This is a genomic window from Anabaena sp. UHCC 0399 (assembly GCF_034931465.1).
GTDB classification, from domain to species: domain Bacteria; phylum Cyanobacteriota; class Cyanobacteriia; order Cyanobacteriales; family Nostocaceae; genus Trichormus; species Trichormus minutissimus.
Genome location: NZ_JAYGGZ010000063.1, coordinates 1 through 22,143 on the forward strand (window position 1 = coordinate 1; position 22,143 = coordinate 22,143).

General features: G+C 41.6%; 22 protein-coding genes. 7 read left to right on the plus strand and 15 right to left on the minus strand.

All coding sequences use genetic code 11. The features are described 5' to 3' along the window. Window positions 1-157: 157 nt before the first annotated feature. From VB693_RS25210 to VB693_RS25220, 3 genes are all read right to left on the minus strand, one after another. Window positions 158-2,719: a TIGR03032 family protein gene (locus tag VB693_RS25210; RefSeq protein ID WP_323268646.1), complete on the minus strand. Its 2,562-nt coding sequence runs from the start codon at window positions 2,717-2,719 to the stop codon at window positions 158-160. 385 nt (window positions 2,720-3,104) lie between these two features. After that, the gene (locus tag VB693_RS25215) at window positions 3,105-3,473 is read right to left on the minus strand and encodes a hypothetical protein (protein ID WP_323268647.1); all 369 of its coding nucleotides are present in this window, start codon (window positions 3,471-3,473) and stop codon (window positions 3,105-3,107) included. Between the two features lie 151 nt (window positions 3,474-3,624). Then, a complete protein-coding gene (locus VB693_RS25220) occupies window positions 3,625-3,882 on the minus strand; it encodes a hypothetical protein (protein WP_323268648.1) in 258 nt (85 codons plus the stop codon). Between the two features lie 25 nt (window positions 3,883-3,907). Here VB693_RS25220 and VB693_RS25225 point away from each other — a divergent pair, with 25 nt between their 5' ends. The 4 genes from VB693_RS25225 (at window position 3,908) to cobA (ending at window position 7,689) form a co-directional block, all read left to right on the plus strand. Beyond that, the gene (locus tag VB693_RS25225; protein ID WP_323268649.1) at window positions 3,908-5,260 is read left to right on the plus strand and encodes a sensor histidine kinase; all 1,353 of its coding nucleotides are present in this window, start codon (window positions 3,908-3,910) and stop codon (window positions 5,258-5,260) included. A gap of 173 nt (window positions 5,261-5,433) precedes the next feature. Continuing rightward, a complete protein-coding gene (locus tag VB693_RS25230) occupies window positions 5,434-6,081 on the plus strand; it encodes a response regulator transcription factor (RefSeq protein WP_323268650.1) in 648 nt (215 codons plus the stop codon). Between the two features lie 118 nt (window positions 6,082-6,199). Next, window positions 6,200-6,913, plus strand: coding sequence for a sirohydrochlorin chelatase (locus VB693_RS25235; RefSeq protein ID WP_323268651.1), 714 nt, complete (start codon window positions 6,200-6,202; stop codon window positions 6,911-6,913). Beyond that, the gene (gene cobA / locus VB693_RS25240; RefSeq protein WP_323268652.1) at window positions 6,910-7,689 is read left to right on the plus strand and encodes a uroporphyrinogen-III C-methyltransferase; all 780 of its coding nucleotides are present in this window, start codon (window positions 6,910-6,912) and stop codon (window positions 7,687-7,689) included. Before VB693_RS25235 ends, cobA begins: the two co-directional genes overlap by 4 nt. Window positions 7,690-7,924: 235 nt before the next feature. Here the strand turns inward: cobA and VB693_RS25245 are convergent, their stop codons facing one another. Further along, window positions 7,925-8,632, minus strand: coding sequence for a helix-turn-helix transcriptional regulator (locus VB693_RS25245; protein WP_323268653.1), 708 nt, complete (start codon window positions 8,630-8,632; stop codon window positions 7,925-7,927). 124 nt (window positions 8,633-8,756) lie between these two features. Between VB693_RS25245 and VB693_RS25250 the strand changes: the two genes are divergently transcribed. Then, on the plus strand, window positions 8,757-9,590 hold the full coding sequence (locus VB693_RS25250) for a sulfurtransferase (protein ID WP_323268654.1): 834 nt from the start codon (window positions 8,757-8,759) through the stop codon (window positions 9,588-9,590). A 196-nt stretch (window positions 9,591-9,786) separates the two neighbouring features. On the opposite strand, the gene VB693_RS25255 is transcribed toward VB693_RS25250, so the two are convergent. After that, on the minus strand, window positions 9,787-10,893 hold the full coding sequence (locus tag VB693_RS25255; protein ID WP_323268655.1) for a response regulator: 1,107 nt from the start codon (window positions 10,891-10,893) through the stop codon (window positions 9,787-9,789). A gap of 863 nt (window positions 10,894-11,756) precedes the next feature. Between VB693_RS25255 and VB693_RS25260 the strand changes: the two genes are divergently transcribed. Continuing rightward, window positions 11,757-12,695, plus strand: coding sequence for an RluA family pseudouridine synthase (locus tag VB693_RS25260; RefSeq protein ID WP_323268656.1), 939 nt, complete (start codon window positions 11,757-11,759; stop codon window positions 12,693-12,695). Window positions 12,696-12,842: 147 nt separating this feature from the next. Beyond that, window positions 12,843-13,262, plus strand: coding sequence for a helix-turn-helix domain-containing protein (locus VB693_RS25265; protein ID WP_190698619.1), 420 nt, complete (start codon window positions 12,843-12,845; stop codon window positions 13,260-13,262). Between the two features lie 172 nt (window positions 13,263-13,434). On the opposite strand, the gene VB693_RS25270 is transcribed toward VB693_RS25265, so the two are convergent. The 10 genes from VB693_RS25270 to VB693_RS25315 form a co-directional block, all read right to left on the minus strand. Next, window positions 13,435-14,187, minus strand: a complete 753-nt coding sequence (locus VB693_RS25270) for a phycobilisome rod-core linker polypeptide (RefSeq protein WP_190698621.1) — start codon at window positions 14,185-14,187, stop codon at window positions 13,435-13,437. A gap of 301 nt (window positions 14,188-14,488) precedes the next feature. Beyond that, entirely contained in the window at window positions 14,489-15,244 is a 756-nt protein-coding gene (locus VB693_RS25275) for a phycobilisome rod-core linker polypeptide (RefSeq protein WP_323268657.1), read from the minus strand. A gap of 672 nt (window positions 15,245-15,916) precedes the next feature. Next, window positions 15,917-16,282, minus strand: coding sequence for a CpeR family transcriptional regulator (locus VB693_RS25280; RefSeq protein ID WP_323268658.1), 366 nt, complete (start codon window positions 16,280-16,282; stop codon window positions 15,917-15,919). Next, complete coding sequence (locus tag VB693_RS25285) at window positions 16,260-16,883, minus strand: chromophore lyase CpcT/CpeT (RefSeq protein ID WP_323268659.1); 624 nt, start codon at window positions 16,881-16,883, stop codon at window positions 16,260-16,262. The genes VB693_RS25280 and VB693_RS25285 overlap by 23 nt, the downstream gene beginning before the upstream one ends. A gap of 298 nt (window positions 16,884-17,181) precedes the next feature. Continuing rightward, a complete protein-coding gene (locus VB693_RS25290) occupies window positions 17,182-17,712 on the minus strand; it encodes a phycobiliprotein lyase (protein WP_190698629.1) in 531 nt (176 codons plus the stop codon). Window positions 17,713-17,760: 48 nt separating this feature from the next. After that, window positions 17,761-18,366, minus strand: a complete 606-nt coding sequence (locus VB693_RS25295; protein ID WP_323268660.1) for a phycobilisome linker polypeptide — start codon at window positions 18,364-18,366, stop codon at window positions 17,761-17,763. Window positions 18,367-18,374: 8 nt separating this feature from the next. Further along, window positions 18,375-19,133 carry a phycobilisome rod-core linker polypeptide gene (locus VB693_RS25300; RefSeq protein WP_323268661.1) on the minus strand — a complete coding sequence of 253 codons (759 nt, stop codon included), beginning with the start codon at window positions 19,131-19,133 and terminating at the stop codon, window positions 18,375-18,377. Between the two features lie 186 nt (window positions 19,134-19,319). Next, window positions 19,320-20,069, minus strand: a complete 750-nt coding sequence (locus VB693_RS25305) for a phycobilisome rod-core linker polypeptide (protein ID WP_190698635.1) — start codon at window positions 20,067-20,069, stop codon at window positions 19,320-19,322. 41 nt (window positions 20,070-20,110) lie between these two features. After that, window positions 20,111-20,971 (minus strand): phycobilisome rod-core linker polypeptide, encoded by an 861-nt coding sequence (locus VB693_RS25310; RefSeq protein WP_190698638.1) that lies wholly within the window; start codon window positions 20,969-20,971, stop codon window positions 20,111-20,113. Between the two features lie 347 nt (window positions 20,972-21,318). Next, window positions 21,319-21,807, minus strand: a complete 489-nt coding sequence (locus tag VB693_RS25315; RefSeq protein WP_323268662.1) for a DUF2656 domain-containing protein — start codon at window positions 21,805-21,807, stop codon at window positions 21,319-21,321. Window positions 21,808-22,143 lie beyond the last annotated feature (336 nt).

Below are 22,143 nucleotides of genomic sequence, written 5' to 3' on the forward strand. Positions count from 1 at the left end.
AAAGGTGGGTGCAGCAAGACTCCCCACATCCGTTAGTCCGAAAGGGTTGGTAATTGGGGCGATAAAATTGGTATCATTGCTTTCTGCTGGCATAATCAATTAATTCCTCTAATTTGACAAAGTTTTGGTATTTTCAAGTTTTCAATGACAGATAGGACTAACCACCCAATTGCTTAAAAGCAACATAAGAATGAGTCACTTCCATCAGATAGGGTTCTAAATGTTTATGTACAAACTCCAGCATCGCCGGATTTTCCTGTTGCACTGCAAACAAACAGTAAGGAACTGTACTGTTCACTTGACGCAAGATAGACTGGGATAACAACGAAATACCCCGTCCTAACCGTTGAAATCGTTTATCTACAAACATCGTCGAATAACGAATCGCATCAGTAGCGACTCGGTGAGTTACCATCCAACCCACTAATTCCGTCTCATAGCGCAACCCCAAGCTGTTCAAGGGTTCAGCCGGAGTTTTGCCAAAGGGACTCAAGGCGGCTGGATAGTCCAATTTTTCAAGCTGTTTTTGGTCTGCATCTGTTAATTCACTCCAAGGAAAAACGGTAAATTTGTTCGGTAGGGGATACTTCGTTAACCAAGGTGCTTGAGATACTTTCTCGGTGGTGGTTTTCCCCAATAAAAAGTTGACTTGTGTCTGCCATTTTTGCCGTTTCAGTAAAGGTTCTAAGGCTAAATTTGTGATGTCAGTAGATTTATAAACCAGCTTCATTTGCCCACAACCTAAAGCGGTTAAACCCATTTCCAGGGTTTTGATTAAACCTGTGCCAATTCCCTGATGGCGATAATCTGGTAAAACAAACAGAGAAATCACTTCAACTTCTGGCTGTGTCTGGGGTGGGGTTGAAAATATCTCAGCTAACACTAATCCCACTTTTTCCCCTGCTACTTCGGCAAGTATCCCCACTAACTGTCCTTTGGGTTGTTGACGACTCCAACGGGGTTGAATTTTTGGAAAACTCAAATGGTTATAAGACAAGGACTGTTCAACGGTTAAATTCTGGAGGGCATAATATTGAACAGTAGGTTGATCTAAAACCACCATCTCAGCCGTTGTATTAGGGGTTTTGATCTGCTTATTCCTCTGACGGAACTCTCCGTTAATTTGTGGAGGTTGCCATTTTAGCTTTTGCAGTAAGGGTTCTAAGGCTGTATTAGTCAGTAAACTGGTGGAATAGGTCAAAACTAATTCTTGACAGCCTTGAGTCTTTAATTCCCTTTCTAAATAAGCCACTAGCCTTGTGCCAATGCCTTGTTTTCGGTATTCGGGCAACACGAATAGGGAGATAATTTCGGCTGTTTCGGGGTTTAAACGTTCTGCGATCGCAAAACCTACAATTGACCCGTCAAGAGAAGCGGAAAGTCCCGTTAATTCGCCCTTTGGTGGCGTTTTTTGCCAACGCTGCTGTAACCGAGGAAAGGTCAATTCATCGTAATTTAGGGCATTGCTAGTATTGAGGTGATACACCCGTTGGTAACGGACGGTTTGACCTAACCCCCCCAGCCCCCCTTCCCTAGTAGGGAAGGGGGGAGCAATAATATTACCCCCCTCTCCTTGCAGGAGAGGGGCTGGGGGAGAGGTCGGTAAACCCGCAATAGGAGGTTTTGCGCCCTTACTGGGGCGTTTTGCCGTAGGTTTGGTGGTGACAATGCCGCCACTGTTGGGAAATGTGACTAGACGCTGTATTTCTTCTTCTTGTAAGCCAATAACTTGGGGTTGATGGACTCCGGGCAGAACTACCACATCAAATAGTTCTTCAATGACGCTTTGAAAATATAACCAGTGCAGGGGTTCACCTGTTTTCAGGTCAATTACCATTAACCCAGATTGGGGACGATTTCCCTCGGACATGAGGCGTTTTTCTAGGGTTAAGCCGGTGAAACTCTGGGAACGTAATTGAGATAGTCCGATAAAGGCGAAGTTTTGCCAAAAGGCTAACCCGCGCACAAATCCAGGGCAGAATGTGATGGGATGGAATTGATGATCTTGGATGTAGCCAAATTCCCCAGTCCCGGAATTGAGTAACCATAATTTCCCCTGATACCACCGGGGAGAATGGGGCATTGATAAACCTGTGGCGATAATTTCATTGTGGTTAACATCAATAACGACTCCCCCATCAAGACGATGATTTCGCCAGCCGGCGGCGGTATCTGTCGTACTACAGGCGGTGACATAAGCGGGTTTGCCTTCTACCATCGCTAACCCATTCAGATGACAACGATCTTCTGCCACGAGTTTGGAGATAAAGGGCGGTTGCCAAATGGGTACAAAGCTATAATCGGGGCTAATTGTGGCTAAACAACTAAAATCAGTATTGACAAAAATTACTTTTCCGGCGTTGTCCAACACTATTTCATGGGCGTTGACATCGCCGGTGGTGTAAGCGGTGTGGGGGAGATAGAGACGATCTGTTTCTTGTGATTTTTCCCCACTATCCAGGAGATTATGGAAATCCCAGATTTGGTAACGGGTGGTCATGTAGAGACGATTTGCTGCTACACATAATCCCATTGGTTTGTCGAATAGTCTTTCGTGTAGTTTCAGTCTGCCGTTAGCTTGGCCACTGACGAAAAAAAGGCGGTTAGTTTGGTAGGTGGTAAAGGCTAGACTGAGGTTTTGCTGTTCCAACCAAGAGGCGAAATCCTGGGAAGCCTTAATTTGTAAGGAAGGGGTGGAATCTGCGGTGATTGTTGACATTGATTAGTATATGTTTTGTTTTTATTTAATAAGTATTAATGCTCGTGTAAAAATCCCAGATTGGCGCGGTAATGGCTCTGTAGGGAAGTCAGCTACAACTGAAACTTGATTAATTGTTAATTTAGGGGTCAAATAAGAAGCTTTTTACTTGTGTGTTTTGTATTGCAGAGGCTAGGCAGTTGTATAAATTTTTAATAGTGAGATGGATTATATAGCGATCGCCCCAATCACCACATCGGACAAAGATCCAAGTTTTGACTAGGATCTTTGTCCTATATAATTAGTGCTTATAGTTATTGGTAATAAAAAAGTGCGATCGCACTTGAGATAACTCGTAGATGCGATCGCACTCTTTGTAATATTTAAAGTGATAATTTTTTCTAGCTCATGATGCAACTGTCTTTTTGCGACTAGGACGCTTGTACTCGGATTTTTTCTTCAATCCTACCGCTTGAGCTTGATCGCTATCTAATCCATATTGTCCGCGAACAACTTCTTTCATTGCTAATACCGCATTGTGAAATTCCCATTCTGCTAATCTTGCCGCATCAGCCGCAGCACGGTATAAAGCTTGTTTTTCAGTTTCGGCTTGTTGCTGGGCTAACATAGCTTGATAAGCTTGCTGTAAGTTAGCAGGAGAAGCATCAGTACGGTTAGTTTCATAGGTAGTGATGGTTTTTAAACCATACCATGAACTCACATCTTCACTAATTAATTGCGGACGCAAACGGCGTGTTGTATTTTGGGTAGTCATATTTACATACTGTTACCAGTTATGTATTTAATGTACCCATTGCGGCTTTAAATCTATCAGTAAGGTGAATTTTTTCAGTCGTGAGGCAAAAGTATACCAATTTTCCAAAAACAGTGGCAATTGTTACTACTCCTTAAAAACTGAGGCACGCTCATTTATACAACTTTAATGCAACAAAGGTATATTCCAATACAATCAAGTTGCAAGTCAATGCTACTAAGTTGCCAGCCAATGTAACAAAGGTGCAGGTTAATGCTACTGAGTTGCCAGCTAATGCAACAAAGATGCAGGTTAATGCAAAAGATATCAGCATTAAGGAATCATTCAAGCAGATGCGTAGGCGGAGCATCGTAGTAGACATCGCTCTTTCTGCATAAGGAGCGATCGCCTGAATAAACGCATCTGACACTTATATATATTGATACAATTAATTAATGACTCTGATTCCAACCATTTTCGGTATAGTTGCTGGTATTAGCTTATATGTTGGTCTTTTACACTTGCTAATTGCCTGTGGACGATTAAAACCTTGGCTGCATTTTTTCTTTGGGTTAAGCAGTTTGATAAGTTTTGGTTATGTTTTGGCTCTGATAGCCCAATATCAAGCCATAAACGTAGATGATTATATAAATGCCAGAAAATTGGTAACTTCTTTAGGCTATATTTTCGGGATTACTACTGTTTTGTTTGTGTCTTTATATACTAATATCAAACCAATACGTTTAATTTTGGTACTAAATAGCCTATATATCATTAGTCTATTAATCAACCAAATTTCCCCTACAGGGATTCTCTACTCTCATATCAGTAGCCTATCAAGCGTTTCTTTGCCTTGGGGCGAATCTATTTATCAGCCAGAAGCTACACTCAATCCCTTATTCAGTTTCCAATTATTAACTTTAACCAGTAATACTGTTTTCTTGTTTTACGCCTGTTACCGTCAATATCGACGCGGTGAAAAGCAAGCAGCACTGACTCTGTGTTTGAGCGTAATGATTTTGATAGCAACTGTGCAACACGATCGCCTAGTAGATTTAGGAAAGCTCCAGGCCGTATACCTTGCTGAATTTGGATTTCTGTCCTTCATAGTAATTATGAGTCTACACTTATCCGAAGACTTAATTCAAGCAGTGAAACTCCGCGAACAATTGCTAGAAAGCGAGCGGTTACGAAAAATAGCTGTGGAATTGGAACGAAATCGTCTTGCTCGTGACTTACACGATTCAGTATCGCAGACATTGTTTACTGTAGCCACAACTGCTGAAGCTTTGCCGAGAGTTTGGCAACGCAACCCAGACATAGCCGAACAGGGATTAGAAGAACTAGCCCAACTCACACAAGGAGCGTTAGCAGAAATGCGAAGTTTACTAATTGAGTTGCGTCCTAGCGGTTTGCTAGAGAAACCATTGGGTGAATTACTACAGCAATTAACCAACGCTATTTCTGGACGGGCAAATTTACAGATAACAACAATTGTAGAAGGCGATCGGCCTTTAACTAATGAGGTAAAGCTTGTTTTTTATAGAGTTACTCAAGAAGCACTCAATAACATCGTTAAATATGCTCAGGCAACGCAAGTATCCGTCAGTCTCTACGGTAACTCACAAAAAATAGTTTTGCGTATTAGCGACAATGGCTGTGGTTTTGATCCCAACAACATACCATCTGATCATTTAGGGATCGCAATTATGAAAGAACGCGCTGATTCAATTGGTGCTACTTTCCAGTTAAAAAGTTCTCCAGAACAGGGAACTGAGATTGTCCTGAGTTGCAATGATGTCAGGTAACAAATTAACTGAGGGTGGATACTAAGTTAAATTACTGTTGATTTACTATAAACACCATCATTGTGACGTACTATTACGCACCTATTAATTAAAAATTAAGGAAAATCAAGTATAAAACTGAATCATGAAACAATCATGTATGAGAAATAATTCTGATACATAAGAAAATATATATGTCTAAAGATATAATAACCACACCGATTCGTGTCATCACTGTTGATGATCACGAAATTATCCGAGGAGGTATCAAATTTCTCTTGTTTGCCTTTGATGACATTGAATTAGTGGGAGAAGCGCGTAGCGGAGATGAGGCAGTACGTTTGTGCGAAAAGTTGCACCCAGATGTGGTGCTGATGGATTTGATGATGGTAGGGATGAATGGGGCAGAAGCAACAAAAGCTGTTCGCAAAAAATACCCAAAAATTCAAGTGTTAATTTTGACCAGTTTTTTTGAAAATGATTTAGTACAGCAAGCAATACAAGCCGGAGCTATTGGCTATTTGCTTAAGGGTGTCTCCATTGATGAGTTAGCAGATGCCATACGAGCCGCAGCGATGGGGCGTTCTATGTTGAACAAAGAAGTTGTTCAGGCATTGTTGCAACCACACAAACCATCATCTCAATCTCTGTATGAATTGAGCAAGCGACAGCAAGAGGTATTAGCACTGTTGGCTTTAGGATTGAGTAATGAAGCGATCGCTCAACGAATGAAACTGAGTCCTTCTACTATTAGACATCATGTCAGCCAGGTACTCAATAAGTTAGGGGTGACGAACCGCACAGCGGCCGCTACTAGGGCAGTGCAAGTTAGATTTGTATAAATTAGTTAATATTCTGTAAGATAGCAACAACAGGCACGAAAAGTTCTTGTTTTTGAATTTTGTAGCTTGCTTTCCTTACGGAAACGTAAGCTTACTCGTAGAGTATTTTGAATTTTTTATGTCATCTGCCTATTTGCTAGTATCTCACGGAAGCCGCGACCCTCGCCCAGAAATTGCTATGCAGCAACTAGCAAAACTGGTGGCTCATAAGCTGCAAGTACCAGAGAAACTGGTGGGTACGGCATCTTTAGAAGTGAGTCCCGAACCTTTACATGAGCAAATTAGACAGTTTGCCCAAAGTGCGGTTTTGTTGGGGTGTAGTTGTCTACAAATTATTCCCATATTTCTGCTACCGGGTGTCCATGTGATGACGGATATTCCGACAGAGGTAGCACTAGCAAGAGAGGCTGTTGGTGAAGGTATCACAATTGACTTACAACCATATTTAGGAAGTCACTCCGGTTTACAGATATTTTTCCAACAGCAAATAGCTACTATCAAAGCAGCCGCAGGGATTTTGTTATCTCATGGTAGCCGTCGTTTGGGTTCACAACAGCCTGTAGAAAACATGGCGGTGAATTTAGGAATAGTCACTGCTTATTGGTCTATATCGCCTAGTTTAGAATCACGGGTACAAGAGTTAATTACTTTTGGTCATCGAGAAATTGCAATTTTGCCCTACTTTCTCTTCTCTGGTGGCATAACTGATGCGATCGCTCAAGCAGTAGACGAGTTAAAATTACAATTCCCTGGGGTGAGTTTTTACTTAGCGCAACCTCTCGGTGCAAGTGACGAATTAGCTGATTTGATTGGGGATTTAATTCACGCATGAACCGCACAGACAACGAAGCACAAACAAGTTTAGGAAAAGTTTATTTGGTAGGTGCGGGGCCAGGAGATCCAGGGTTAATGACGCTTAAAGGTAAGAGTATCTTGGAATGTGCCGATGTGGTGATCTATGATGCCCTGGTTAGTCCGGCAATTTTAGCCATGATTAATCCCCAAGCAGAGCAAATCAATGCTGGTAAGCGTCGGGGTAGACATTCACTTTTGCAAGATGAAACAACCCAAACTCTGATTGAAAAAGCACAGGAACACGCCATTGTAGTACGGCTCAAAGGTGGTGATCCCTTTATTTTCGGTCGTGGTGGGGAAGAAATGGCTGACTTAGTAGCCGCAGGTATCCCAGTGGAAGTTGTGCCAGGGATTACATCGGGTATTGCTGCCCCAGCCTATGCAGGTATACCTTTAACCCATAGATCGTACAGTTCATCCGTAACTTTTGTAACTGGGCATGAAGCCGCAGGCAAGTATAAACCGCAGGTAGATTGGCAGGCGATCGCTCACGGTTCAGAGACAATAGTGATTTACATGGGTATTCACAATCTGCCTTACATTGTGGAAGAGTTAACTAAGGCAGGATTGAGTTTCGACACACCAATTGCTTTAGTACGCTGGGGTACGCGTCCCGAACAACAAGAATTAATTGGTGAGTTGAGAAATATTGTAGAACTAGTAGAAAAAACTGGATTTGAAGCTCCGGCGATCGCAGTTATTGGCGCAGTAGTAAATATGCACAGCATTTTGTCTGGTTGTCGCCCTGTCTAATAGGTAACAAGACTATCAAGTTATGAAAATTTTTTGTTCTGATATAGGATTCCTATTTGATATTTGAAAAAATTCAGTACACCTCATGTTCTTTCTTCCCTGTCCCCTGTCCCCTACTGCTGTGTCAAGTTAGTTTTGATGGTTTGTAGTAAGGACTTTAGTCCTTACTACAAAAAAAGCTTATCCATCAATTCAAACTTGATGAACTACTACCTACGCAAATAATTTCCAGTAATCAAAGCGGACTGCTATAGTACGCCATAGTGCTGGCAGACAACTGGGCTACCATTTCAGCACGAGACGACACTTCTAGTTTACGGAACATCCGCTTTAAAGCTTGTTTCACAGAATTTTCAGTAATCCACAGTTCAACCCCAATTTGTGCATTTGTTCGCCCCTGAGCTACTAGTTCAGCAATTTGTAGTTCACGGGGTGTTAAGTTATTTGTTTTGAAGGGTTGGTGCGGTAATTTACCTTTAGCTAGGTTTGGCGATCGCAATGTAGCCACCCAAGCAGATAGATGCAGACATAGCGCACTCAAATCCAGCAAATTTTGTGTATCAAATGCAGGCATTCCTATTGTACGAGTCAAGCCAATCACACCCACTAATTGACCTTGATTCACAATCGGCCCTACCATGACGTGCCAATGATCAGCCCGTGGACAAATCAACTGCCATGCTTTCGGTGATATGACTAAAGCTTCATGAACCGGGGTATGCCGTTCCACTAAGTAGCGAACAACGGGATTCCGTTTACTAGATAAAGCGAACTGCATCACCTTCTGCAACCTGCTATCTAGTAAGGGAAGTTCCTCTAAAAAAAATAATCTTGACCGTTTGGCGACAAAATAATCACTCACTTCTGGAAAAATCAGCGATTTTAACTCCTGTTCATTTTTTGCGTGAATGATAGTTTGGAATACAGATTGTAAGTTCGCCATGATTCGCAAAGTGTACTCGATCGAGGACTAGGCTTGGTCAGGAAGTGAGCCTTATTTTAACTGTGGACAGGAAATTATTCATAAATTAACTGTCAAGAAAAACTTTAGCACGGCGAGAAAAATCATGTCCCAGTATGCTCATCCTGAAGTTGTAGTTGATACTGAATGGTTGGCAAATCACCTCAATGATCCAAATCTTCGCATAATTGAAGTTGATGTAAGTTCAAAGCCATATAAGAATGCTCACATTCCTGGATCTGTGTTTTGGAATATTTTTACAGACATATTATTGCCGGATTTGAGGATAAATTTAGATGCGATCGCCTTTGCAAAACTTATGTCACAATCGGGTATAACCAATGAGACAACAGTAATTGCCTATGGTAGTTATCCAGGAATAGGAGCTTGGATTTTTTGGCTATTAAAATTATTTGGACACGATAATGTCAGAGTTCTCAATGGTGGATATCAGAAGTGGAAATCAGAAGCTCGTCCACTTTCCACAGAATCATCAACATTCCCAGCAGTTCCATACCACGCTAAAGCTCCTGATCCTCATCTGCGAGTATTGCATGAAGAAGTTCAAGCATCTATTGGTAGAACTGATCGCATCTTATTGGATGTTCGCACACCTCAAGAGTACAGTGGTGAATGGTTTTTCGATCAGCCGCCAAAAGAAACTGAATGTGCTGGACATATTCCCAGCGCAGTCAATATTGAACATATCCTGACCTTAAACCAGGATGGCACTTTCAAATCATGCAATGAATTACAGACACTTTACAACAGTAAAGGTATCACAGCCGAGCAAGAAATATTTCCCTACTGCACTATCGGTGCGCGTTCCGGGTATACCTGGTTTGTCTTCAAGTATTTACTTGGCTACCCACAGGTTCGCAACTATGACGGTTCTTGGAATGAGTGGAGTCGTCTCCCTAATGTTGCGATCGTAAAGTAGTAATAGACTTTATACTATTTCACTAAATTCGACTTTCATCTCTCATTTGCATAGAGTCTCTCAGGGAAGTTCCGAGGAAAGGAAACCTCCACTCGGACTTCTTTCTGCTCCTCTGCTGTATATTTGTATCAACCTTAACGTGGAATGGTATTAGCTGTATTGGTCTTATTGAAAAAGGCAGAAAGGCTAATAATAATTAAACAATATGTTTAAAAATAACTTTGAGTAAATCCCCCTCCATAACAGGTTTAATTAAATGACCATTAGCACCGACCATCTTAGCTTTAACTTTATCAAGTAGCCCAGCTTTAGCCGTCATCATAATTACAGGTGTCTGCTTGAAATACGTATGCTTACGCAGCAAAGAACATAATTCATAGCCATCTAAATTAGGTATATCAACATCTAAAAAAATGATGTCTGGCTTTGTGTGCAATATTTCCATTAAAGCTTTTAAAGCATCCGTCACGCCAATAACAGAAAATATTTGCTCATCTAAAAAATTTTTTATGCTATTTAAGACAATTGGGTTGTCATCAATACAAAATATTTTATACACTTTCCTATCAGCAGCAGTTGATGACATTTGCTGATAGCCATTATTAGCATTTACATAGGGAGATGTGTAGCGTTTAGCCTCTATATTGGGTAATCTTGGCTCAGGTTTTGGTTTGGGATAGGTGTGATAACTTTGTCTGCTATTAGCTGTAGACTGCATATTCTCTTTGTAAGCCGAGGTTTCATAATGATCTGCTTCTTTTGTTAATCCTTCGTAAACATTGCCCCGTTGTTGACATTGTTCTACTAATAGACGCAAATTTAAGTAACAAAACTTAGGCAAGTCATCTAAAAAACTTTCGGGAATAAACTCGTAACTCCCTTCTTCTAAAACTAAAAATGTCTGTAAAACTTCTAAAGCTAAATGTTCTATGAGTATGGCTGCTTGTGCAGGACTAATATATTTCTGATTGACTAACCAACAAATAGCTAAATAATCTGGGTTTGGTATTGATTGATTTTCAATCCCAGTCTCAAATATTGCCTGTAGTTGTTGATTAATTTCTCTAGGTAGAGTTGTAATTTCCTGACTTAAACTCTGCAAATGTCGGTAAAGTGGCTCAAACATTCTTTCTGAGTAGCAAGCATAAATTACCTTACCCTCCTCGACATATATTGACCAAGCACCCGATGTACTAAACACTTGCAAACAGCCAGTTACAGTCTTACCAGTGATTTTTTTTAAAAGTGATAGTGGTTGTAGTTTCTGGAAAAATCTGTATCGACTAATAGGCAGTGTTTTCATGGATGGCACTCAGGGATGAATTTAATATATAAATATGAATGAACAGGAAATTTTTCAGAATTTTCAGGTATCTTGTTATAACCGCGATGAACTACGGTGGGGCGTAGCATCTTTGCTAAGTTTATTTAGCAGGTAAAATTTGAGTCAGCACACTTATTTGCGGCTCACAAATTCCTAACTTGGATGAGCCACTCAGCACTAACCCTGATAAATGCAATTTCCCCGCAAAGTAATTGCACTACTATATTAAACAGCAAAAGATTAACTGATTACCAGGAAGAATTTTCCCAAAAATCAGCATTTCTTTCTGTATCTTTCGTTAATCTAACAGTACAGCAATTCTGGAAATTCGAGATATTGGCTCAAACCCATCAGTAGCAAAAATATCTTTTCTTTTCTCAATACGTAAATAGACATGACCTGCAATAAAGACTTATAACGATCGAGTCTAGAGTCAATAGATTTTTTTAATACTCAGTAAATTTCTGGCTGACGTAAATTTGATATGTAATTTGCTAGTTTTCTACATAGGAATCCGGTTTGAATTTAGAAATATAGTCATCCGCTTCAATTTTTGTTCGGGCAGCGTGGCGTAGCCATAACTATTTGCGTAGGCAGTGGACAGCTATTTATGACATACTTAGAAATGGCTCAAAAGATATAATAAATACAAGTTCAATTGGAACAAGAACCTCAACAGGCTGAAAAAACATAAAGCCAACTAGAAGCACTCCGTACTTTACTACAAGCTAAGGGAATTAATCCTGACGAACTTTAAACAATCAAAAGTAAAAAGATAAAAAGCAAAATATTGTTTTTATTTTTGAGTCTTAGCTTTTTACTTATCCCAGAATTAAAACTTAATGGTTAACAATTTTTTTTTACAAGTTGAAGAAGATAACGCACGTCTAGATCGTTACCTCGCTGAAGAGTTACCTGATTTATCTCGTTCTCGGATGCAGCAGTTAATTGAACAAGGCAAGGTGCAAATCAATGGTAAAGTCTGCACATCTAAAAAGATAAATGTAAAAGTAGGCGATCGCATAATTCTAGAAATTCCCGAAGCGCAACCATTAGAACTCAAAGCTGAAAATATCCCTCTAGATATTCTCTACGAGGATGAACAGTTACTGATTCTCAACAAACCAGCCGGGTTAGTGGTTCATCCCGCACCTGGTCATCCCGATGGCACACTAGTTAATGCTTTGTTGGCGCATTGTCCCAATTTACCAGGTATTGGGGGTGTGCAACGACCAGGGATTGTCCATCGTTTAGATAAAGATACAACAGGAGCGATCGCGATCGCCAAAACTGATATCGCCTATCAACACCTACAAGCACAACTCCAAGCCAAAACCGCAGGACGAGAATATTTAGGTGTAGTGTATGGTGCGCCAAAAACTACCAGTGGAACGATAAATTTACCCATCGGTCGCCATCGCCAAGACCGCAAGAAAATGGCTGTTGTCCCTGTAGAACAAGGTGGAAGAACAGCTATCACCCATTGGCAAGTACAAGAGCGTCTCAGCAACTACACATTAATTCATTTCCAACTCGAAACCGGACGCACACACCAAATTCGTGTTCACAGTGCCAATATGGGTCATGCGATCGTTGGCGACCCCCTCTATGCTTCCGGTCGTTCCGTAGGTGTAAATTTACCTGGTCAAGCACTCCACGCTTGGCGGCTGAAGTTGCAGCACCCCATATCTGAGAATTGGATTGAAGTCACAGCAACACCTCCACAAACCTTTACAACTCTTTTAGATGTTCTCCGACGCAGAAGTGCTATTTCTTCTTAAATTGAAACCGCTTTAAATCAGCAACACCAAGAATTGTTCTCAGCACTTAGACAAAATCACCTGTCACCTGTCACCTGTCACCTAATTATGCGTAATCGCTTTGATTCCGCTATATTGTAGATATTTAAATTTCCCTGATACCGAACAATGCCAGCAAGGTTGCAAATAAAAGCTGAAGATTGCTCCCCTTTAGGACAATTCATTCTTCAATACTTGGAAGAACAGGGTATCAGTATGAACCGTCTGGCGGATTTATCTGGTGTTCCTCAACCTCGATTAAGAGGTGCTTGCTTTAAGGGAACTTGTCCTACACCTGAAACTTTGAGGAAACTAGCTAGAGTGATGGGAAAACATCACCTAGAGCTTTATACATTAGCCTATGAAGCAAGAATTGAGAAGCTGCCAGAAGATGCAGATGATACTTCCTTCGATATATTAATTCGGGATATCTTTGAAACTGCCAGAGAAATGGGATTAACCGTGCCAAAAGTCCGTCCGTCTAAAGCCAAAATCCGCAAAGCTCTTCTAGAACTCGGATTTCGCACCGAGAATGATGAATGCGCCTGAGTGAATAAATCTTAATAATTCCTAACAAAAAAATATTAGTACGATGAAAAGTGCTGAGTTGAACTTTTGACTTTTGACCACTCAATGAAATACCCAGAAATACTGAGTGCAAAAGCACTAAGCACTTTCACTTTACTCAGCACTCAGCACTCAGCACTTTTTTCAGATCAGCTTATTTGCGATAAGGAACTGATTTCTCGATATCAATATTCATGACTGATACCTGCTGAGGTGTATTACCTCTAGCATTGATACTCTGCGCCATTTGCAGGAACAGAGCGGGACTACCTGCTTTTGGCTGTCTGTCTGGAGAAGTATAGGTGCGAACGGTGGTTTGCCACAGGATCTGCGGGAAGCCAAACTTACCACGATAGTATTCATCGTAGCGGGGAGATTTGATGTTGAAAGGCCGTTCACCTTCTGTCCGACCAGGAAGCACCCGACGACGTTGGTAGGGTACTGTGTCATACCCAAAAGCTCCTAGGTACTCATCAGTATTGAGTAGATCATCGATAAAGCCTTTGATACCCTTTGTCGCAACAACAATTGACCAAGCAAGCTTTTCTCGGTTATCGTAAACATCACGTCCGAGAACACGCTGTACGGTCTGTTCAACAAAACGATAGTTATTGTTGAGGTCGTAGAAACTACGCTTGTAGGTATCGGATAGCAACAATCCGCGAATAAAATCGCGGACAGTGATCTGACCACTGCGGAGTTGTGACTCTAGGAAACGCTCCCGATCAGCCGCAAAGGCATGAAAGAAAATCTGACGGTAGGCGGATTCAATGAGAATGTCTAAATCTGTTGAAGAAAGCAGGTTCTCTGTAGAGTAGATCCTGGGTTGCTCATCTCCAGGAACCTCATAACCTGCTACCCTCTGGTTTTGAGAAATGGGTGCATATTCTAAAAGAGGAATTGCCACGACTACAAAATCTCCCTTTCCTTAACGAAATCTTACAAATTTCTCATAATCATAAAGGAGAAGGGGTGTCATTATTCGATTTAGTTTGATAAAAATTACATAACTTAATTGAATCAAATAGGTCAAGACTAAGAAAGAACACAATCAATCACAAGTTTCTTGATAAAATTTATCATCTATTGGTGTGAATTGTACCGAGTGCCAAAGTCCTGAGTATTTTTCTTCTAACTCAGGACTTATAACTCAGCACTCAGCACTCAGCACTCAGCACTCAGCACTCATAACTCAGCACTGAGTAAGGTTAACCCCAGAACAAGTTGTTGGCTTCTGAAAACAGGATGAAGAGGATAGTTAGCACCATGAGCAAACCGATGAGACTGAAGCTAGTAGTCCAATCAGCAAGCTTGATGAAGGTATAGAGACTAAAATGCTCAAATTCGTCAAAAATACCCGTTGGAATGGGACGGATGGGAAGGAGAGGAAGAGGCAACTGGTTGCGATAATCTTCACCATAACGCGCCATCCGGGCAAAGGGTAGTTCACCTTGAGCGTGTTGAGGTAGGATACGGCGACGTTGATAAGGAACAGTTTCATACCCAAAGTTACTCAGATATTCTTCCGTGTTGATTAAAGTATCAATAAAGTCTTGTAGTCCTTTAGTCGCCAGCACAATCGACCAGGAAAGTTTTTCGCGATCGCTATACACATTACGACCCAGAATCCTCTGAATGCAAATCTCGACAAACCGATAGTTATTGTTACTATCGTAGGTGAGCCGTCGAAAGGAATCGGATAAGACCAATCCCCGAATGAAGTCTCTAACTGTGATTTGACCAGCCCGTAACTGAGACTCCAAAAATCGCTGCCGATTGCTGGATAACATTTGTTGCTCGTTAAAAATCTGGCGATAAGCTGCCATGATTAACATATCCATATCTGAGGCAGCTAGGAGGTTATCAGTTGTGTAAATTCTCGGCTGCTCATCACCAGGGATCTCAAACCCCTCTACTCGATGATTTTGAGATAAAGGTGCATACTCTAATAGAGGAATCGACATACAAGTTCTCCCAAGTCAGCTTGTCAATCAAAATTGTTGATCAAATCTTGTGAGAAAACTGCCGTATTTAAGCCAATTATTGTTTTAAGTCATGGTGAGCAGAGTGTGTGCAAATTGGTTCTGGCTTGATCACTTATGCAAATCTTGCTAATGCTGCATTTTGAAGTTTTTGGGCGAAAGCCTTTTCTACGTAGCCGTAGGCTATTGTGACATACTCACTTTTGAATCGATGTCAACAATTTTGCCTTTTCCAAGAGAAGTAATAATTTAAATCTCTGCTACTTGCCATATAGAAAAGAATGATGGCACTGAGAACGGCCATAATCAAACTTCCTACGATGAGGACAATTGAAAGCTTTGATCTCAGTAAAATAACCATTGTTACTAGAATGACAACTAGCAAACTACAGATACCCATCATGAGCCATTTTGCCCATTTCCGACCCTGTAGAACAAAGTACATTACTACAATTGTTAGCAAGATACGTCCAATAGCCCATCTATCTCGTGCAATGATCACTAGCGTAGCATCTAGAATACAAAGCACCAGAAACATAGCGAGTAATTTATTTCGAGCGTTCAAGGTAGATTGATCAATCTGGCGCATGGATTTTGTAATGATTGTAAGGCTTTGATACTGATGAAAAGTAGGTCTTTTTAGTGCGGGAAATGTCAAGCTTGACCATCAAATCGGGTGCGAAAGCCACCGTATTTGAGCCAATATTGCTTGAGATTGTGGCATGGTGTATGCAAACTGGCTTTTGCCTGATAAAGAATTACTTGACGATGATCACCCATCCAAATTTTGTCAATCTGGTCAACTGAAATAACAGTTCCGCCTAATGCTGCAACACATTTGGAAAACCGCTCAACGGCACTATAATCTACGGTTTCAAAAACAAAGAAATTACCCGAACAAATTAAATGCCGACTGCGAATCCAGCACTGCATTTTTTTCTGCGCTTCTGGTGGCAGCATATTCGCTTCAATGGATTCAACTTTAGGCAGGGAAAAATCATAGGATATTTGGGACTTCATCAGCGAAACTCTCCCGTTTTTCAAACCGCAGTGGTCCAAACGTAGATCCCCAAACCTGCTGATGTGTATTTACATCCATGCCCTTGTCGAGGCTGACCCAGGTTGTTTCTGTAATTTCTACATAACTATCTAGATAAGTCTGGCAACCGTTCTTCTCAATTAGGCACAGGTTTCCTGGTTCAACACCACCTTGAAATCTGTCCCCATCTCGTTTAAAAATCATTGAGCAGTTATATCGACGCTCAATACAATCAGGGGTAATTGTTTTGAGAAGACTTAACTCACGGGCTGCACCAGCATAGAAAAGTGCATTTTTTAAGCTGTAGTTTTCGATATAAATCTGATCGCCGTGATCGACTAAGCGATGCACTCCCTGTCGATAAGGTCTCCACAAATCATAGTCATATACCTGTTCTGAATAAAGGCCAATTCCAGAGAAAAACTCAAACGGTAACGGACGAAAAAAGACGTGGATATGGGCATAATCTTTAGGATTTTCAAATGCCTGTTGAGAGTTGCTGAAATCCCCTGCCATCCAACGAGCCAAGGTGATTAAATTATTAGGTGTAGTTTTGCAGATATGCGGTGGTGAAGAATTCATAAGTAGATGAGCATAAATAAACAATACAAAATTCGTCTTTAAAGGTTTCCTACAGAACTTTCAGAACTTTTGTTTCTGATAAGCTACGCGTAACTTGCTTTGCTACACAACGCTACCGCGAACTATGAAATGGTATGCAAAACCCCAAATTATGGCCAATATTTTTTGTTGATTGCCAGAGGATCTATATGATCAATGACATGAAAAAATTAACGTGGTCAGTTTCCATTTAGACTGCACGCTCTGAGGTTGTATATGTGTGACTAGAAATGCCTAGTTTTGCATTTTTGGATCTGAATTAAGTCTGAATATCCTGGCGGATTTCCGAGGAAAACGAGGCTGTGACAACTCCTGTACCAGCACTAGTTTTGATTAGGGAAACTCGACAACGGACATTAGGGTTAACAAACCAGATTTTTTCTTCGGCGGCGGCGCGATCATAGGCGGTAATCAGTACAAATGTTCCGTCTTCTGTCAAGTAATAATCGCCAGCAGCCGCGATCGTTTCGGCATAGCCTTGATCGCGCAGGAGTTTGCCTCGATGAGGATGAGTTAGATCAGGGATGGGAACTAGGACGCAACTGCCTTTGATTTCGCTGTCATCCCAGTCTGATTGACCTTCCCAACTCATCCGAAATGGGGAAACTACTGCATGAGGATCAATGTTATAGCTTTTACACAAGTCAATTACTGCCGGGTCATCATCTGGGAGAGAAATGATATCAATCTCAGACTGTACGGCTTCAAAATGACTGAAGGCTAAATGATGTGCGCTGCGTTGCGATCGCCAACGCCCGATAGAATTTGCCACAAACTCCGTAATATCCATCAACTCTTCGGTTTCGGTTTATCTTACTCAGTATTTTTGACTGTTTAATTACCACTCATCTGTAAAGGTGTACTCTACTGAGTTGAAAACTGTGTTCCCTTCAGGGGTTGCCGCAGGCATCGGTTGTTCTTCCTGCTTAACTTTAGTTGGTTCTGTAACCTGACTAGTGTCGGCAGAGTTTTTCTGTTCTTGATGCTGGGGCGATGACCTACCTTCCGCTTGATTTGCTGAAGGTATGACATTGCTTTGAGCTATTGTCGATAGTGACTGAGCTAACTCAATCTTTGAGATTTGAGTAGGGGAAGGCGATAGGGTAATACAGGTAATCTTGCCACCAAGGCGATTAATACCCTGAATAGTCTGAGACAGACAACTATAAGGAATTGTCTTTGTGTACTTTGCCAACCGCATCGTCTGTCGATGACAGCCCCCTGTCACTTCAATTGTTACTCGGCAACTACTGTAGTCACTAAAATCGCCAGGAGCAATGATTGTGGTTGCCATACAAATCACCTTAATTTTCGATGCTGTAAGCAACTTATCATCAACGTGAATCGATGGACAACCAAAGTAATAACAAGTGAGATGTAAAGTTGATTTACTCTTAACTTGTTGGCGATCGCACTTTGTATCCAGACTTAGAGCGATCGCCAAAATCAGCGTTAAGCTATTTCAGTGATACTGAGGATTTTGCCGCCAGTTTTCTGGATGTTCTGAATTTTTTGGGACAGCTGGTTGTATCCCACTTCAAAAGTTGCCATGCTTTTGGTCACCCGAAGACCAAAATTAGCTTTGGAAATAGATACACGGAATCGCTTACCTGTATTACTGGAAGCACCAGAACCAATAGATGGGGAAACAATCTTGGTCGGTAAGTTACCACCAATGTCACTAATTAATTTTGCTGATTTACCCACATCATTGGCAGCAAACCCCCGCATTAAGGCAAAGGTGCGGTTAAACCCGACATTCTTGACCCCCACTTGGGTACGATTGCCACGGGCAGAGGGTACGATATTCTCACCAAAATTCAGGATATATTCATCACTATCAAGGTAGGAGTTGATTTCAGCTTCATACCCTTGTGTGTTGTAAATTTGTACGTGTTCTGCAATTTCAGTCTGATCCTGCGGAGCGCGACCCAGTAAATGCTTAAAATTTAATTCAACAAAGCGGTAGGGAGAGGAAGTTTCAAAAAACAGCGATCGGTATAGATCAGATTGCGCTACAGATCTAACGAAACCTGCAACCGTGATATCACCATTGCGTAATTGAGACTCTGCACTGGTAAGTAGTTGGCTATCAAATATATGAGCATTGCCCAGAACCTGCCGATACACTGCTCGGATTATGGTTTGCAAATTATCTTCGGTAGCGTTAGGGCGTAATTCAACGGATTCAGTTTCTATCCAAAGTGCCATATCAATGCCTCCTAAATTTAGGATTGTCGTGCGGTTTTTTGAAAAATTGAAAATTAAAAAGATAAATCATGTTGGGTGGGCATTACCCACCCTGTTAACTCAGAACTCAGAACTCAGCACTCATGACTCAGCACTCAGCACTCATGACTCAGCACTCAGAACTCAGCACTCATGACTCAGCACTCATTACGCAATTTCAGTAATGCTGACGATTTTGCCAGAAGTGCGATTGATGCGCTGAATTTGTGGAGTCATTTTACTAGCCGGAACAATGTACTCAGTGCTACTAATGCGCCGAGGTCCATCGAATTTAGAACCCGTCACCACGATTTTGAATCGTTTTTCTGTGCCAGAACCAATGACAGTTGCTGATGAGGCTTTAATCGCATTGGTACTGTTGGTAGCAACGGCATAGACCAATTGGGCAGATTTAACTGAGCTATCAATCTGGGCGGGGCCACGATCAATAGCAAACATCCGGTTGTAGCCGATCTGCTTGGAGTTAGCTTCGCTGCTTCTACCGCGATAGTAGGGTACTACGTTTTCGCCAAAGGCTGCTTGATATTCACTGCTATCAATGTAGGAGTCAATTTCAGCATCGTAGCCTTCGGCTACAGTGCGAACAATATGCTCGGAAACTTCTCTTTGATCTTGGGGGGCGCGACCAAGCAAGTGTAGGAAGTTGAGTTCTACAAAACGGTAGGGAGCGCAGGACTCGAAGTAGCGACTACGATAAAACTCAGACTTAGCAACGGCGCGGACAAATTCCCGCACAGTGATGGAGCGATCGCACAATTGTGACTCTGCTGTCACCAATCGCTCACTCTCCATGATATGAGGATTGCCTAACACTTGTTTATAAACTGCGCGAATGATAGTTTGAAGTTCCTCTAAGCCACTTGCGGGCCACAGTTCCAGAATTGTTTGGGATGCCATAGGAATCTATCTCCTCAATTTTTGTAAGTTTGCAGCTGAATTTATACAGCAGTGATACTGGCAATCACCCCGCCCTGTTGGTGAATTCGCTGATACTCTTGAGAGAGCTTATCGTATGACACCAGAAAGACTTGGTTGGAACGGCGAAACTTGGAAATATTATTGAAGGTTTTGGCACGATAACCTGTGACTTCAATGCGGTAAACCTTACCACCAGAACTAGCATCAACTCCATGACGAGTACGAGAACCAGTCGGAGGTGTAGAGAATGCTGCCCCATCACTAGCAGGTGAAATCACTGCTGTTGGCGTGCCTTGAATCACTAGTGCGTTGAGCTTAGGACTCTTGCCTGCTAGGTCTCCCTTCAAGCTACTGCTAGAAGCTCCCCGCACCAACTGGAAGGTGTGAGTAAATTGCACCATACTAGTGCAGGCTTCAGTTTTGTAGCCCCGGATGTAAGGAACGAAGTTTTCCCCAAAAGTATTTTGATACTCATCGCTATCGAGATAAGAATCAATTTCGGCTTCAAACCCTTGAGTATCCAGAATTGTGCTGTGTGTCCGCATTTCTTCCAAATCTAGTGGTGGACGACCCAACAGATGGCGAAAGTTGAGTTCTATCGCCCGGTAGCGCGCACAACTGGTGAAAAAACGAGAACAATAGAGGTCAGATTTAGCCACTGCCCGGACAAACTCGCGGACGCTTAATGCACCCTGCTTAAACTGAGATTCGGGAACAGCAAGCCGCTCACTTTCCATCACATAGGCATTGCCCAATACTTGCCGATAGACTGCCTGAATGATTGTTTCTGCTTCTTCTTGTGAGCGACCTGGTACCCACTCAACGGGAGGGGTTTCATCAAACAGGCTGACTCCCAAGCGTGAAGCTGGTCCAAATGGCATCAATTGTATCTCCTGTTAACGAAAGAGGTTAAGAAAATTGTTTCAAGATGTAAATAAATTTCAGATTGCTCACCCAGGCAAATTAGATTACTGGATTGATTCCTTTGAACCCAAATTGCCAGCTTCCATCAGAATTTTCATTCTGATTTCCTAGATGCTCAAGCTTTTTAGGCGTTTTATACGCTTTGTTATGATCAATTTTCTTATGAGCGCGTCACGGTGAACATCAAGATTTGTAAATCTTGATGAAATGAGAAGATTTTGCACTCATTTTGCACAAACGATTCTAAACTTCTTAATGAGGGGACTTAGCTATAGAAGATAATCTACTGCTCTGCTTCCAGTCATCAGTCCCCAATCCCCAATTCTCTGAGTTCAACCTTAAATACACTGTCGGCAGTTTTCTGGGCAATGGTGGTATCCCAAGCGATCGCCTCTAAAAACGCTGCACCAGAGTCAGTCTCTACCACATCTACCCCCCAGTTTCCCGGTTGCAGAGCATCAGGGGAATCGCTAGTGGCTGGAGTGGTTTTGATACCACCTAAAACCAGAATTTCTGGGAGAATATCTGTGTTTAGTTGCTGCGATTGCCGCTTTTGTAATAAAGCTTGAGCGCACAGTTTTCCGACTTGCTGCGATGAAAATTCGTTGCCAGTAAATAAAATTTCTACAATCCAATGAGGATGATTCACCAGCCTACATTGCAGGTGTTCATAGCTACTCAATCCCGACTGAAACACTTCAGCAAATTCTTCTCGACTGAGAGATGGTATCCTGTCCCCAGAAATATTAAAGTTGTGAGCGAGTAGCATCCGCCCTGAAGTTTCGTTACTCAAAATAGTTAGATTTTTTTAGAAAAGTTTGTCGTGTTTATTTTAGATCATTACTAAATAATGACGTTACTTAGTGCTACTTTCAGACTTTATCCTCCAAAGAAAGTGAATGAATTACTATTCAGTTAAGAATAATTTCAGGATATAGAAGGCATACACACTCTCCTGTAGGAGCATTTCATAACCACTGGGTTTATACGTAGAACAAATTAGGGCTTTTACGGCTAGTTAAGTATTTTTACTATAGTTTTAGTCACTAATATCTATATAGTCTTTATTACACACTCTTGAAATATCAGATAAAAATCAATCATTTCAATTAATATATGTACAGATATT